Raw genomic sequence first — 14,633 nt, forward strand, 5'->3', positions numbered from 1 at the left:
TCCATTTCGTTTACTCATTTTGGCTCCTCCTTTGATACTTCTATCTTAATATCTTTAGAAGTAGGTGTCCAAAAGAGTAAAGGGGCTAAATAGATGAGATGCAAAATGAGCTATTTTTTTCTAATGCTGCATCCAAAAACAAGCTGTTTTCTCCTAAATGATGTATTATAATGAATAAATAACAAAGTTTTGCCTCAAAAGGAGGTTTTGTCATGACGGAAAAGAAGAAAATCAGCCTGCAGGAAGCGATGAAGCAGCAGCTGGCAAAGAAAAAAGAAGCACAGGCAGGCGGCAAGCAAGCGACTAACGGCTTAGCGTCAAATCAGCGCATGCAGAGTCAGCAAACCAAGAAGCCGAGTAATACTCGCCGTAAAATGGGAAGCTAATAGGATGGAGAAGAGCACTTAGATTTTGTAAGAGCTCTTTTTTTGTTGGCTTTTTGCAGAATGATCGCCCGCATAGGGTGAAAACTCGGCGGAAATCTATGGTTATGAGGGCAGATGGTGTTTTATTTCATTGGAATGGGATCGAGTTTAGCCATCGCAATGGATTTATGCTGACTTATTTCGTTTTATGAGCAAATATATTAGTGTATGCTGACAAATTTAAATTTATGCTGACTTTTTTCATTTTATGCTGAAAAATTTTGATATATGCTGACTTTAACAAAAAAATGGAATGATTCCTTTCAAAACCCTTTTAGAAACACCCCCCATTTTAACGAAATTCCAGTACAATTATATAAATATAAAATTTACCAAACCATCTTACAAATTGTGTCGTCAAAGGTGTAGAGAGCTGAGGTGGGAACGTTTTGAGTGCGGAACGGCTGCAGGATAATGAATTAGATAAGGATGAACTGCTTGAAAGAGCCATGGATGAGTATGGGCAGGCGGTTTTGTATATGGCATATTCGTATGTGAAGGATCATGGATTGGCGGAGGATATTGCGCAGGAAGTGTTTGTGAAGTTTTACGGGAAGATGGATTCGTTCAGGGGCGAGTCGAGTCTGAAGACGTGGCTTATGCGGATCACGATCAACCAGTGCAAGGATTATTTGAAGCGCTGGGATACGCGGAAGATTCTTTTTACGAATAAGGTGAGTGAGATCCTTCATGAGCGTGGAAATCCGGAATCGAAGGCGATTGATGGAGAGAAGCGGAGTGAGCTGCATTCGAAACTGCTCAAGCTGCCGGTTAAGTATCGCGAGGTCTTATTTTTACATTATTACCAGGAGTTAAAGGTGAATGAGATGGCGGAGGTACTGAAGCTGAATCCAAGTACGATCAAGACGAGGTTGAAGACAGGAAGAGAGAGGCTGTACCGGATGTACGGGGAAGGGAGGGGTTACGATGGATAGGGAGCTGGAGCGGAAGATTAAGAGGATGACGGATGAGGGACTGGAAGGTCTTGATTTCAATGCTGAGTTAAAGGGAAAGGTTCGCGAAAAAGTGAAGCGGAATAAACCTTACCGAAGACGCTGGTATGCTCCGGTGATCAGTTTTCTGCTTGTGCTGCTGTTTGTGTTTATTTACGCGGTGGTGAATGGGGAGAAGCTTGGGTTCATCGGGAGTGAGTGGATGAGTGGTTTTTTTGCTAACAGTTCGAATTTTGATATTGAAATCAGCACTACTCATGGGCCTTCGCTCAGTACGTTTGATGGGGCCATCAGTCGGGGGGATAAAGTAATGCCAATCTCCTTTTCAAAAGAAGAACGGGATGAGATTTATGCGAAGATTGAAGAGATTAATTTTAAGGAAGAGAAGAACCTTAATTCTGGAGAAAATTGTAGCAATTCCACTGCTAGAATACATATGATAAAGGTTAGGCTGAACAAGGAGTACTATCAGTATCAATATTCGGATTGTCCAACGACTAAGGACAGCAGGGAGCTGGATAGTCTTAGGGAAATGATATTAAAGATGATTAAGGAAAAACCGGGGTATGAAGAAATAGTTAAGCCTTATGTAATCATTTGAAAATTGGGTTTACTTCCCGTCAGTCAGATGATAATATAGTAAAAATTAACAAATGCAATGACGAGAAGAGTAGCCGGCAGAATCCTTCGAAAGAGAGCCCCGGGAGCTGAAAAGGGGAAGGGAGGCTGCCGGTGAACCAAGACTCTGAGCTGCACACCGGAACTTACCATGAGGGATGGTGTGACAGGAGCTCCTGTTATAGAGCTAGGGTATACGCAAAAAACCGTACCCGAAAAGGTTGATATGGCGACATATTGGCGAACTGGGGTGGCACCGCGATCGAATCTCGCCCCCAAGACTGGGACGTCTTGGGGGTGGGATTTTTTTATTGGTTAAAATTGAAGGCCCGTCCCGCGTTGCTTTAACGCGACGGGGGACGGGTGTTGGATAAGATTGCGGGGAGGAATGTTGACGATGAGATGGAAGGATCCATTTTTACTTTTGATGGGGATTGGGTTGTCAAATGTCGGGGCATGGATTTTCTTGATTGCGCTTAATTTGATTGTGCTGGATGAGGCGGGTTCGGCGCTGGCGGTGGGGATTCTTTATGTTCTGAAGCCGCTGGCTGTACTGTTTACGAATGCATGGGCCGGGAGTTTGATCGACCGGTTGAATAAGCGGAGGTTGATGGTGTTTCTGGATGTATTCCGGGCTATCTTGGTCGCTGTGCTGCCGTTCATTTCATCACTCCCGCTGATGTATGCTGTTGTCTTTGTCATCAATATGGGGAGTGCGGTTTTTTATCCGGCGTCGATGACATATATGACGAAATTGATTCCAAGGGAGAAAAGGCAGCGGTTCAATGCGCTTCGGAGCTTGGTTGGCTCTGGTGCTTTCATCGTGGGACCTGCCATTGCCGGGCTGCTTTTCATCATGGGCACACCGGCAACGGCCATATACTTGAACGGGGCTGCATTGTTTCTGTCGGGTTTAGTGACGCTATTGCTGCCGGATGTTGAGGGTGATACATTAGCTGGGACAAGGAAGTTCGATATAGGAATAATCAAAGCAGATTGGAAGGTAGTCAGAAGTTTCAGCCGTCACTACACTTATGTGATGGTGATTTACCTGTTGTTCAGTTCCATAATCGTGATGACGGCTGCCGTCGATTCAGTTGAGGCTGCTTTTTCAAAAGAGGTGCTTGGGTTGTCGAACAGCACGTATGGATATTTGGTGAGCATTGCGGGGGCAGGGTACCTTCTCGGGGCTCTCGTGAATACAGTGATCGCAGATAAAGCGCGTGATGTGCATCTGATTGCATTCGGATCAGTGATGGTTTCGGCAGGGTACATCGTTTATTCGGTATCAGGGGGATTCCTGGCTTCTGCCATTGGATTTTCTTTGCTGTCCTTTTCGCTGGCTTTTGCTCAAACTGGATTTGAAACATTCATTCAGAAGAGTATACCGGTCGAAGTGATGGGGCGTGTGAGCAGTGTGTACGGATGGTTGGAAGGAGTCCTAGTCATTGCTGCCACTATATTGATTGGTGCGGGGGCTCAGCTGGTATCCATCCGGGGAGTTGTGATCGTGGGCTCCATTGTCATGATGTCGGTCACAGTTTTACTATTCGTCTACTCCATCGGCAGGACAGAGGTCAAGACGGTTGAAAAGAATCCGATCGAAATCCGGTGAAAATTAAATTGACACTACATGGAAATCTCTATATAATCATTTCAAATATATGAAAAACATTGATGAGGATCAGTAAAGTGAACCTGTCTTTTCAGAGAGGGGGCCAGAGTGGTGTGAGGCTCCTATTGACAATCATTTGAACCTGCCTCTGAGTCTGAATATTCAGCGGTTGAATACCGTTATCATGTGTGAGAGTGAAGCTTTGCTTTGAATCAGGGTGGTACCGCCAGAGATGGTCCCTGATGATGAGCGGGGCTTTTTTTATTTATCAAAAAAAAGAGGGTGCTATAAATGGCAAAGGAATTTGTAAAAGACGTCACAGGGATGGATGAGGATTTCGCCCAGTGGTATACGGATGTGGTGAAGAAGGCGGAGCTGGTCGATTATTCGAGTGTGCGCGGGTCAATGATCATCCGTCCTTATGGTTATGCAATTTGGGAGAATATCAAGAATGCACTGGATGCGAAAATCAAGGAAACGGGTCATGAAAATGTGTATATGCCGCTGTTCATTCCGGAGAGCCTCCTTCAGCGTGAAAAGGATCATATAGAAGGCTTCGCGCCAGAGGTGGCGTGGGTGACACACGGCGGTGAAGAGGAGCTGGCGGAGAGGCTATGTGTACGTCCGACTTCCGAGGTGCTGTTCGGCGAGCATTATAAAAATATCATCCATTCTTACCGCGATCTGCCGAAGCTGTATAATCAGTGGGCGAATGTGGTGCGTTGGGAGAAGACGACCCGGCCATTCCTGCGGACGCTGGAGTTCCTGTGGCAGGAGGGGCATACGTGTCATGAGACGGATGAAGATGCCCATGAGGAAACGGTGCGGATGCTCGAGGTGTATGCGGAGCTTTGCGAAGAGCTGCTGGCAATCCCGGTGGTGAAAGGGCAGAAGACGGAAAAAGAAAAGTTTGCCGGTGCGAAGTATACGTATACGATCGAGAGCCTGATGCATGACGGGAAGGCACTGCAGTCCGGGACGTCGCATCATTTGGGTGACGGGTTTGCGAAGGCGTTCGGTATTCAGTTCACCGACCGTGAAGGAAAACTTCAGCATGTACAGCAGACTTCATGGGGGCTGACGACTCGTATTATCGGGGCGATGATCATGGTACATGGTGATGACCGCGGCTTGGTTGTGCCTCCGCGAGTGGCGCCGACCCAATTGATGATCGTGCCGATCGCGCAGCATAAAGAAGGCGTGCTTGATTTTGCCTACGACTTGAAAGAGAAGCTATCGTCTGTGGCGCGTGTCGGAATTGATGCAAGCGACAAGAAGCCGGGCTGGAAGTTCAATGAGTATGAGATGAAGGGAATTCCGATGCGCCTTGAAGTTGGGCCTCGTGATATCGAGAACGGACAGGTGATCTTGGCACGCCGTGATACGGGTGAGAAGGTGACAGTGCCTGTAGGGGAGCTCGTGAAAAGGGTGCCGGAGCTGCTTGAGGAGATTCAGAATACCCTTTTTGAAAAAGCGAGGGAGCATCGCGAGGAGATGACGATTATTGCTTTAGGATTTGATGAGTTTAAACAGGTGATGGCGGAGAAAGGCGGATTCGTGAAGGCGATGTGGTGCGGCGAGCTTGCCTGTGAAGAGAAAATCAAGGAAGAAACGAGTGCCACTTCGCGGTGCATGCCATTTGAGCAAGAGAAAGTGGCGGACACTTGTGTATGCTGCGGGAAAGATGCTGAGAAGCTGGTTTATTGGGCTAAGGCTTATTAGGAGTCGAGCGGAAGTTTTTTGAAGAGGGCAGAGTTAGCGGTTTGTACCAGGTACAGGAGGATGGAATTGTACCTGGTACATTTATGGAGCGGCGGTGCCAGGCACGATTAAGTAGATTTGGGCCGGGCACAATGGAGTGGATTTGAGCCAGGGTCAATATCCCAATTTTGAGCCTGGCTCAATTACCCCGATTTGAGCCAGGCACCAGGCAGTTACTGTCCCGTCAATAATCGGGACAGCGTACCTGACCCCATGTCCCGCCGCCGGCCGATGCCCCGAATTGATTCTTCAGTCCCTACTTTCGGAACCCTCGTCTATTTAGGGGTCCTTCCTAATATAAATAGGTAAGGAGGGGATTCGAAGTGTTTATGGACTTTTTCGTTATTCTTATTATTTCGTTCGTGGTGATCAGTCTTTGGATGATTAATGTGAAACTGAACCGCCTCGCCAATCATTTAGATATTAGTGACGATCACGCCCTTTCGGATGAGGAAATTGAGAAGGAGCTTGAAGAAGAATGGGAAAAGTGGTCTCAAAAATAATTAGATTCGAAGCGTTTCTCTGAAAAGGGAACGCTTCTTTTCGTTTGTGGGAAATTTTGTGGAAATGAAGATAGGCACGTTTTCCGGGGGTATGTCGTAGGCTGATAGGAGAGGATACCTGTGAGGTGAAACTCAGTGAATAAGTTGGTGAGATGGGTCATCGGGGCTTCCGCTTTTATCCTGGCATGCCTGGTGCTCTATTTGAAATTGAATCCGCCGCTTACGAGTGAAGGGTATGGGTCTAGTGTGGAGAAGCCCGGAATCGTTACGGTGGACCTGCAAAATGAAGGATTTCATGGTGTTAAATTGACTGAGATCCTGATCAATGGAGGCGAAGTGCCCCATAAAGTCGAATTGGGCGTCAGCCGCTCAAATGCGGTGATCGGCCTATTTGCAGTGAAGGATGAGATCGAGGGAATCAGTTTTCACAATATACATGAATATGATATAGAACCAAAGTTGAGCCGTGAAGAGGTCATCCAGCTGGATGAGCTTGATGTCAGGAGTACGATCCGCCATTATGGATTGGCGCTTGAGCATTGTAAGAAGATTGACTCGGTAAGTGTGAAGTACACCTATTTCGGCTTTCCTTTTACAAAAGAAATCGAGATTGAAAGAAACGAGTAGATCCGCCTGTTAAACTGGTATAATAAGAGGGAACTAGATATAAGGGATCACAGGCTTTGCCCTGAAAGAGAGGTGCCTCCGTGGATAAAAGGAGTTTAAGCATTGAAACAACACGGTTGATCGTAAGACCGTTCCTGAAGAGTGATTATCATAACTGGCTTCATCAAAATATGAATAAGCTGCCTTCTCAGCATAAATATGATATTGGCGTGCAGGATATGAGTGAGTGCACGGAATTCTGGTTCCGCGACATGATTGAACAGCAGAATGAGATGATGAACAACGACGAAGTCTATATTTTCGGTATCTTCCTGAAGCATACAGGCGCTTATATAGGCAGTATCGATTTCTCCACGCTGATGAGGCTGAATTTTCATTGGGGCCGGGTCGGCTATACGCTGAATAATACGCATTGGGGACAGGGTTATGGGAAAGAAGCCGTGCGGGGTGCGCTGAAGATCGCCTTTGGAAAAATCAATTATCACCGGGTGGAGGCTCATATCAATCTTGACAATATCCCCTCGATCAGGCTTGCCGAAGGGGTCGGGATGCAGTATGAATGCACACGGAAAGGCTTCATCAATGAAAACGGGAAGTGGACGGATAATCTAATCTATTATATGAACGCGGAGGATTATTTTTAAAAACGCTCAGATCAATTCTGAGCGTTTTGTTTTGCAAGGACACGTTCGATTTCGTGCTTATGGTGAAGGTCGTGATCGGACAATCCTTCTAAATAATCGGTTAAGGTAAGTTCTTTTTCACCCAGCTGCAGCAGTTGTTGCCAAGCTCCTTCAGGGATTTCCTGAATGATTGTCGCTAATCGGTTTCTTGTTTCGATGAACGATTGGATGACGGCTGATTGTTCGCTGGCACGGCCTTTTGAAGCTGACTGTTCGTTTAAAATCTGAGGGTCAGGTGCTGGTGGGAGAGGATCGCTGCTTCCAAGATAGGGGAGACGCTTGTTCATGATAAACTCATCCCACGGTACGAAATGACTGATGACCTCAGCGATACTCCACTTACTTTCTTCAATTGGACGAAACCACTCTTCCTTTGAAATCGAGTTCAGCGACTCGACCCACAGGACCATTTCCTGATGATGAAGGACTATACTTTCTCTTCTCTCATTCACATCAATCACTTCTTTCGTTATTAACTGGCTTTAATTTTACCATGTTTTGTTATGTAGGGGTTTAGGAGGTCTTTAATAAAATTTCACGCGTTAAGTATAAAAAGGACGAAACCATTATCGGTTTCGTCCTTAGTTTATTACAATCCTTCAATCTTCAATTCTTTCACCGGAAGGAAGCTCTCGCCTGTATCCATGAAAGTGATGCTCACTTTATCATTTTCTTTCAAGTAGATCGCAAGCGGGCTGATTTCGGAAGAGACCAAGTAGTTCTTGCCGTTGTCGAGTAAGAAGGAGACAACGGTGTAGTCACCGGTTTTTTCTTTGTAGACGCGGACGACGGTACCGGTTGTTTGTTTTTCTTCAGCTTTCGAGCTGCCGTCCACTGTACCGCCGCCTTTTTGCAGGGCGGTCTTGTATTTCTTGAGTGCCTGGTTCGGCGTGTCGGCATAGGCCGAGATTTCAGGGTTCGCTGCTGATACGATAAAGTAATTTTGCAGGAAGCCGTTGGCATCAAGCACCGGCGTCAGCCAGCTTGCTTCACCGAAGAAGTTGTAGAGCACCGGCATTTCGCCGTCCCATTTCTTCTCGATGAATTTCTTCTGGATGATCTGGAGTGCGCCTTGGGAATCCATGTACGATTCTTCCAGGTTTCCTGTGTAAAAGGTCGCTTCACCTGTCCTGGAGTTGGTCAGGGAATACCCGAGCATCGAGTCCACTCCTTCTTTAGGAGATGTGAAGTCGGTGAAGTAGTACATCTCGCCGTCTTCGTTGAAAATAGGACTGACATTCGCTTCAGTTCCTTCATCGGAAGGCAATTTCACGTCCGATTTACCGAATACACTGTTCCAGAAACCCTGGACATAGTTGCCGAAGTAGCTGTTCTGCAGGCTGACAGTTTCAGGAGAGACAGCACCGTCGATGAAAGCAGGTACATCTTTTAGTGTGTACGACTTCGTGTCGCCGGTTTGCGGGTCTACAACGACGATTCCTTCCACTTCAAAACCATTACGGGCGGAGATGAAGTCGCCGTACGTACGGATATAGAACGGTTTACCTTCATCATTCACCTCAAGTTGAACGTCTCCATTGAAAATATGCTTCGGATAGTTCATCCGGATATGACGTTCGATGTTTTTATTAAAGAAAGAGGAAGGCGTGTAGACCATAGATTCCTTCATGAATTTCGGGTTCGCTGATGAATCGGTTGCGCTCAGTGTAAAGTAACCAGGCGTTTCGTTACCTTTGAGCCATTTGAATAATCCGGAGAATTCGACGGGGGCGATGTACACGTACTTCCCGTTCACCTTCTGAATCTGCAATTCGCCAAGCTCATAATAACTTGTGTTCGGCACCTGGCCGAATGCTTTTTTCATTTTGTTCCTAGCAAACTGCGGAGGCACGCTCGCAGGTGTTTTCTCCTCGTCAAACGCTTCGATTTCCGTTTTGACTTCCATTTTTGCCGACTCGTATTTTTCATCTGCGTTGAAGACGAAAGCTGTAAGGAAGTAGGCTCCGACTCCAAGGCCGAACAGGAACAGCCCGCTTTTGACCAATCGCTCTTTGCCAGTCGCGAAAGCAGCACCGGCACCAGCCGCGGCGATGAAGAGAATCCACATCGATGTAAAGTTGCGGTCAAGATTCGTGATGTAATAGAAGGCAAACGCCCCGAGGACCGCAATGATCATCGCAGCTGCGATCATCCCGACAACGGAAGGATTCGCGTTCCCTTCCTTTTTCTTTTTTGTAAAAGTGACCGGGACCAGAAGCAGCGCCATGATCAATCCGACAATCACTGAAAATAAGAATATGTTACCCAATTTGTGTTCCCCTTTCAAACCTCTATTTCTGTGTATGGTTACTATACGGATGAGGGTGAGGGAAGGTTTCAAAATGTTTGTGGTGTGGACTTGGGCAGATTTGGGACCAGGTTGAGGTTGAGTGGATGAACCTGCTCTATGTATGTGTGCTGCTCAAGAAAATTCGACAAAAGGCTCAATTATTGTAAATGTGGCGCAATTAATCGGAAAGAGGCGCAATTATTTATAAAGTAGCGCAATTACTAAAAAAGAGGAGCAATAATCCTGAAACTGGCGCAATTATTGGATCTAGCTCGGGATATTTCCTTTCAACAGAGTCCCGTACAAACCTTTTCATCCTAGAGTAACCCAAACTCATGCATTTTTTAAAAAAAGGGCTTATCAAATCAGGTTTTCAAACAAAAAAAGCCCCGCCTATTAATAAGACGGGTCTTCAATGACTACTTCCACCCCGTAATGATCCGAGACCACGGGTTTATTTTTTCCATTAAAGATGACGTTTGAAGAAGTAACTTCGAAACTCTTAGTAGCCAGTACCAAGTCAATCCGGAGATCGACTTTGTTCTCATCCCAGCCGGCGATCTTTCCTTCGACGGTCACACCGTCATCTCGCTTACCAGCCAGGTCATACGTATCAAAAAGACCTTTACCCAATAGATAGTCATAGCCTTCGCGGCGGATATAAGCGTTGTTGTTGAAGTCACCCATCAAAAATGTCGGCGACTCAGCAGTGACCTGTTCCATCAAGGAATCGACCTGATACATGAACGGTTCTTCTTCATCCTGCCACCAGCCGAGGTGACAGGAGTAGAAGGTGAGGGGACGGCCGTGATAAGAGATGGTAGCCCCGACGATTTTACGTGTTTTCCAGTAGGCTTGGTCATGGCTTTTTGAGATGAAGAAGCTGTGTTCTTCCACGATGTCATGTTTGGTCAGGAGCGCCACGCCTTCTTCGTAGACATCATAGCCGATGTGGGCGAAATCCCATACGAGACCGTAACCGGTGACACCCAGCCGTTCAAGCTCGCCAAGCAATACCAGGGCAAAATTGTCTTTTTTTATAAGTCCCGAAACGGTTTCGCTTTCGATGAGCTGGCTGACTTCCTGGAGCGCGATGACGTCGTAGGATTTCTCAGCGATATCTTGCGCCAGGATCGCTATTTTCTCAAGCTGGTTATTTTCCTGCCATGAGTGGCAATTCAGAGTCAGCAGTTTCATGGATTAGGCTCCCAATAAGTCTTGGATATCAGACTTGATGACGTCGGCTTTCGGACCGTAAATGGCTTGAACCCCTTTGTCTTTCATGACCAGACCGAGAGCGCCATTTCTTTTCCATTCGGCTTCTGTGCCGACCAGGCTTGTATCTTTCACTGTTACACGAAGACGCGTCATGCAAGCATCCACGTCCACGATGTTTTCTTTACCTCCAAGTAGTGCTATCACTTTTGGTGCAAGTGAATCTTTTTTAACCGAAGAACTGCCGGAAGCTGCTGCGTCGTCTTCGATGTAGTTACCGTTGCGTCCCGGTGTCGGGAAGTTGAACTTCTTGATCAGGAAGTTGGCAACCGCGAAGTTCAAGAAGAAGAATACGAGACACGCAATCACAAAGTTTACAAGGTCCATCCACAGCCCTGCTTTGACGATCATTGGAACACGGGTCAATAGCTCGATCGATCCGAATGAGTGAACGCGGATGTTGATGATATCGACGATCGCGAAGGCAAATCCAGTCATGATTGCGTACACCACATAAAGCAGGGGAGCAGCGAACATGAACATGAATTCGATCGGCTCGGTTACTCCTGTCAAGAATACGGCAAGGCCAGCTGAGAAGAACATGGACTTATATTTTTTCTTCTTATCACTATCAACGTTTCTGTACATTGCAAATGCGATACCGATCAGGGCCGCTGATGAAAGGATCATCTGACCCACTTTGAATCGTGCAGGTGTTACATCATTCAATAATTGCTTGTAGCTTTCAGTGTCCCCCGCCTGAAGGAAGTTGTTCAGGTCGGCGATCCAGGCAAGCCATAGCGGATCTTGTCCTGCAACGGTTGAACCGGCGCCTGACCCAGTCAAGATCTTGTACGTTCCGCCAAGCTCCGTGTAGTTGATCGGAACCGTCAGCATGTGATGCAGGCCGAATGGCAGAAGCAAACGCTCCATGGCACCAAAGATGAACGGCGCGATGATCGGTGCGGTGTTACGGGATGTTGCGATCCATTGACCGAAGTCGTTCAGTGCACCCTGGATGAAAGGCCAAACGATAGACAACGCGATAGCGGATACAACCGATCCGACGATCACGACAAAAGGTACGAAACGCTTACCGTTAAAGAACGAAAGAGCGTCCGGTAATTTATCATAGTTGTAATACTTGTTGAAAAGATTTGCCCCTAAGAAACCGGAGATGATTCCGACGAATACTCCCATGTTCAGTGCAGGTGCACCAAGAACCGATGTGAAGTAGTCAGATACAATCAATGTTTGTCCAAAAAGAGAAGAGACGGTTGCTTCAGGATCTGCAAGCATATCTCCATTCACTCCGAAAATCGCTCCTGTCGTGCGGTTGATCAGGATGAAGGCGATCAGTGCAGCGAATGCACCGCCAGCACGTTCCTTGGCCCACGAGCCCCCGATGGCGACAGCGAAGAGGATATGTAAATTGGTGATGATTCCCCAACCAATGTCTTCCATCACTCTTGCAATCGTTTGCACTAAAGTGATGTCTCCACCCGTCATTCCGATCAATTTACCGATCGAAATCATGATTCCTGCAGCTGGCATAACTGCGACTACGACCAAAAGTGCCTTACCGAATTTCTGCCAGAAATCAAATGACAATAAATTCTTCATAATCCTGTTTCCTCCTTTAATACCAATATCTATTGTGTATTCGTTTTCAAAATTAATTGTGTGCGTTTTCATTTTCAACGTTAAAAATGAGAGAGCGGAATGCATCTGTGTTTTGTAAATGATTTGATTATGAAATGAGATGCAACCGTTTGCACTAAACTGCTGTAAAATCATTTTAAAGCAACCCAATCTATAAATCAACAGAAAAATATTATGTTAGGAAAATATTATTAGATGAATTTAAGGCGGTGAGGGACGGTACCAAAAAATCTTATGATTAAACAGAGGGCAAGGAGGAAGCCCAATTAAATATCTAACCTTGGTACTCTTAAGGGCTGTTCACTGAAATTGTAACAGGCTGGAGGCTAATGTATGATTTTCTGGAATTGGTTTGGATATTTATGTAATGTTAGAGCCGTAATCCAACTCGCACTAGTCCTAACAAGAAAAGAGGCAGGGACAGAAGTGATTTACTCTAAGAAAAACCCGAACTAATGTGTTGTATTGTAAAATTCAACATAATAGTTCGGATTGGTTTTTTGCTCGTTACAGCGGTTGATTGGAGTGCAAGACGAAGACTCCTGCGGGAAAGTAGCTTATAAGAAAAGCGGAAGGGCTTTGCTCAGAGGCGTGGGGCATAAGACGAATCGGCCTAGAAGGCGCTCTTTGCCTTCTTGGCTTGTTTGGCTTATGACCTGTGCCTCTAAGCCCTGCAGCTAGACATGTGAGACCCCGCCGGCAAAGCCGATGAGGCTCACGGGCTACCCGCGGAAAGCGAAGTCTTGCACGGAAATCATTAGCGGTGTTCGAAGCTACTCTAAACGTTCGTCTTTAGACAGTGGTTTTATAATTTTGTCCGAGCCTCTATATCTTCTGATCTTTAAAATTCTACTTCATCTTGATTTTTGACAACTAGAAGTGTTTTTCCTTTGTCCAATTCTTCTTCAAGTTTCTGCGCTTTTGACTGCTCAAAACCAATTTCCTTCATTTTTGAAATGAGTTTGTCAGACTTTCCTCTAAATATATTCTTGGTGGCGGTGCCTAATCCTGTGACATTTACCCCGATTTTATTAGAATCGTTGCTCTTTCTTGCACGCCTATCATGGTCGTTATCATGTGCCAGCATGTAAATGTCATCTTCGTTTACCCCATTTTTGCGAAGTTTATCAATTGATTCACTCAAATGTTCGTCATTATGGAATATTTTAAATATAGGATTCAATGGAATCGCCTCCTTAGAAGCACAGATACCCTCTGACGATTTTTTTAAACAGGGCTGTTTTTTTACATGGAAAAAAACACCCGGAAAATAAGACGGGTGCCGATTGCTAAACGGTCATGAATATAAATTGTCTCTGTGTTACTTACAAGAATCTGACCTGAACTCAACGTTTTGGGTCATCCCTGAAATAATCCACCGTCTTCTCCAAACCTGTAATCAAATCATACTTTGGCTCCCATTTTAGAATGTCTAGCGCTTTCATGTTTGCCAGATGGCTGTGCTTGATATCTCCGTCACGCGTCCCCAAGTAGATGGGTGTGCGGATTGTATCGAGCTGGCTGGAAACCAGGGAGTGAAGCAGGTTGATGGAGGTTTGGCTGTTTGTTCCGATATTGATGATTTCGTTGTCTGCGTGTTCGATGGCAAGGAGGTTGGCGCGGGCGACGTCTTCTACATAGACAAAGTCGCGTGTTTGGGTGCCGTCTCCATATATGACAGGTGTTTCACCGTTTATGAGCTGTTCGATAAAGATGCTGATGACGCCGCCTTCACCGTCGGGTCGCTGCCTCGGTCCATACACATTGGCGTAGCGCAGTATGGTATAGGGCAGGCCGTAGCTTGTTCCGAAAAGTTTGATGTAGGATTCCGATACTAATTTGGAAGTCCCGTAAAAGGAAATGGGACTTGCGATGGTTTCTTCGGTCAGGACTTCATCGGTTGTTCCGTAGACGGCACTTGACGAAGAAAAGATGAATTTTTTGACACCGTATTTGGTGCAGTATCCCAGCAGTTTGACGGTGCCGAGCACATTGACGGCAGCATCTTCTGCAGGGTTTTCCAATGACTTCGCGACACTGACCTGTGCGGCAAGGTGCATGACGACGTCCGGTTCTTCTTTTTTAAAGATTTTTTCTACTTTATCGGATAGTAGATCCCGGCGATAGCATGTAACGCCTTCAGGCAGGTTTTCCACACGCCCATTCGAAAAGTTGTCGAGAATGATCGGCGTGTGCCCTGCGGCAATAAGGGTTTCAACGAGCTGGGAGCCGATAAACCCGCCGCCGCCTGTGACTAGAATTTTCATAATCGATCATGAAT

The 14,633-nt window shown here is 46.2% G+C and carries 14 protein-coding genes and 2 other annotated features; of the genes, 8 read left to right on the plus strand and 6 right to left on the minus strand.

Features of this window, described 5'->3' with window-relative positions; translation table 11 throughout:
- Nucleotides 1–212: 212 nt before the first annotated feature.
- From AAEO50_RS06855 to AAEO50_RS06890, 8 genes are all read left to right on the plus strand, one after another.
- Nucleotides 213–386, plus strand: coding sequence for a hypothetical protein (locus tag AAEO50_RS06855; protein WP_341981844.1), 174 nt, complete (start codon nucleotides 213–215; stop codon nucleotides 384–386).
- 428 nt (nucleotides 387–814) lie between these two features.
- Nucleotides 815–1,360: a sigma-70 family RNA polymerase sigma factor gene (locus AAEO50_RS06860; protein WP_341981846.1), complete on the plus strand. Its 546-nt coding sequence runs from the start codon at nucleotides 815–817 to the stop codon at nucleotides 1,358–1,360.
- Entirely contained in the window at nucleotides 1,353–1,979 is a 627-nt protein-coding gene (locus AAEO50_RS06865; RefSeq protein WP_341981847.1) for a hypothetical protein, read from the plus strand. Before AAEO50_RS06860 ends, AAEO50_RS06865 begins: the two co-directional genes overlap by 8 nt.
- Nucleotides 1,980–2,027: 48 nt before the next feature.
- Nucleotides 2,028–2,276 (plus strand) — a binding site (T-box leader).
- A gap of 117 nt (nucleotides 2,277–2,393) precedes the next feature.
- A complete protein-coding gene (locus AAEO50_RS06870; RefSeq protein WP_341981849.1) occupies nucleotides 2,394–3,611 on the plus strand; it encodes an MFS transporter in 1,218 nt (405 codons plus the stop codon).
- A gap of 50 nt (nucleotides 3,612–3,661) precedes the next feature.
- Nucleotides 3,662–3,855: a binding site (T-box leader), on the plus strand.
- A 47-nt stretch (nucleotides 3,856–3,902) separates the two neighbouring features.
- Nucleotides 3,903–5,333 carry a proline--tRNA ligase gene (gene proS / locus AAEO50_RS06875; RefSeq protein WP_341981851.1) on the plus strand — a complete coding sequence of 477 codons (1,431 nt, stop codon included), beginning with the start codon at nucleotides 3,903–3,905 and terminating at the stop codon, nucleotides 5,331–5,333.
- 362 nt (nucleotides 5,334–5,695) lie between these two features.
- A complete protein-coding gene (locus tag AAEO50_RS06880; protein WP_341981853.1) occupies nucleotides 5,696–5,875 on the plus strand; it encodes a hypothetical protein in 180 nt (59 codons plus the stop codon).
- Nucleotides 5,876–6,010: 135 nt separating this feature from the next.
- Entirely contained in the window at nucleotides 6,011–6,502 is a 492-nt protein-coding gene (locus AAEO50_RS06885; protein WP_341981855.1) for a hypothetical protein, read from the plus strand.
- 80 nt (nucleotides 6,503–6,582) lie between these two features.
- Nucleotides 6,583–7,146 carry a GNAT family protein gene (locus tag AAEO50_RS06890; RefSeq protein WP_341981857.1) on the plus strand — a complete coding sequence of 188 codons (564 nt, stop codon included), beginning with the start codon at nucleotides 6,583–6,585 and terminating at the stop codon, nucleotides 7,144–7,146.
- An 11-nt stretch (nucleotides 7,147–7,157) separates the two neighbouring features.
- Here the strand turns inward: AAEO50_RS06890 and AAEO50_RS06895 are convergent, their stop codons facing one another.
- The 6 genes from AAEO50_RS06895 to AAEO50_RS06920 form a co-directional block, all read right to left on the minus strand.
- The gene (locus tag AAEO50_RS06895) at nucleotides 7,158–7,637 is read right to left on the minus strand and encodes a DinB family protein (protein ID WP_341981859.1); all 480 of its coding nucleotides are present in this window, start codon (nucleotides 7,635–7,637) and stop codon (nucleotides 7,158–7,160) included.
- 137 nt (nucleotides 7,638–7,774) lie between these two features.
- Nucleotides 7,775–9,454: a hypothetical protein gene (locus tag AAEO50_RS06900; protein ID WP_341981861.1), complete on the minus strand. Its 1,680-nt coding sequence runs from the start codon at nucleotides 9,452–9,454 to the stop codon at nucleotides 7,775–7,777.
- Between the two features lie 417 nt (nucleotides 9,455–9,871).
- Complete coding sequence (locus tag AAEO50_RS06905) at nucleotides 9,872–10,672, minus strand: endonuclease/exonuclease/phosphatase family protein (protein WP_341981862.1); 801 nt, start codon at nucleotides 10,670–10,672, stop codon at nucleotides 9,872–9,874.
- A gap of 3 nt (nucleotides 10,673–10,675) precedes the next feature.
- On the minus strand, nucleotides 10,676–12,313 hold the full coding sequence (locus AAEO50_RS06910; RefSeq protein ID WP_341981865.1) for a PTS transporter subunit IIBC: 1,638 nt from the start codon (nucleotides 12,311–12,313) through the stop codon (nucleotides 10,676–10,678).
- Nucleotides 12,314–13,193: 880 nt separating this feature from the next.
- Nucleotides 13,194–13,535, minus strand: a complete 342-nt coding sequence (locus AAEO50_RS06915; protein WP_341981867.1) for a general stress protein — start codon at nucleotides 13,533–13,535, stop codon at nucleotides 13,194–13,196.
- A 163-nt stretch (nucleotides 13,536–13,698) separates the two neighbouring features.
- Nucleotides 13,699–14,619 carry an NAD-dependent epimerase/dehydratase family protein gene (locus AAEO50_RS06920; protein ID WP_341981869.1) on the minus strand — a complete coding sequence of 307 codons (921 nt, stop codon included), beginning with the start codon at nucleotides 14,617–14,619 and terminating at the stop codon, nucleotides 13,699–13,701.
- Nucleotides 14,620–14,633: the final 14 nt, after the last annotated feature.

This window comes from Rossellomorea oryzaecorticis (genome assembly GCF_038405515.1).
Taxonomy (GTDB): domain Bacteria; phylum Bacillota; class Bacilli; order Bacillales; family Bacillaceae_B; genus Rossellomorea; species Rossellomorea oryzaecorticis_A.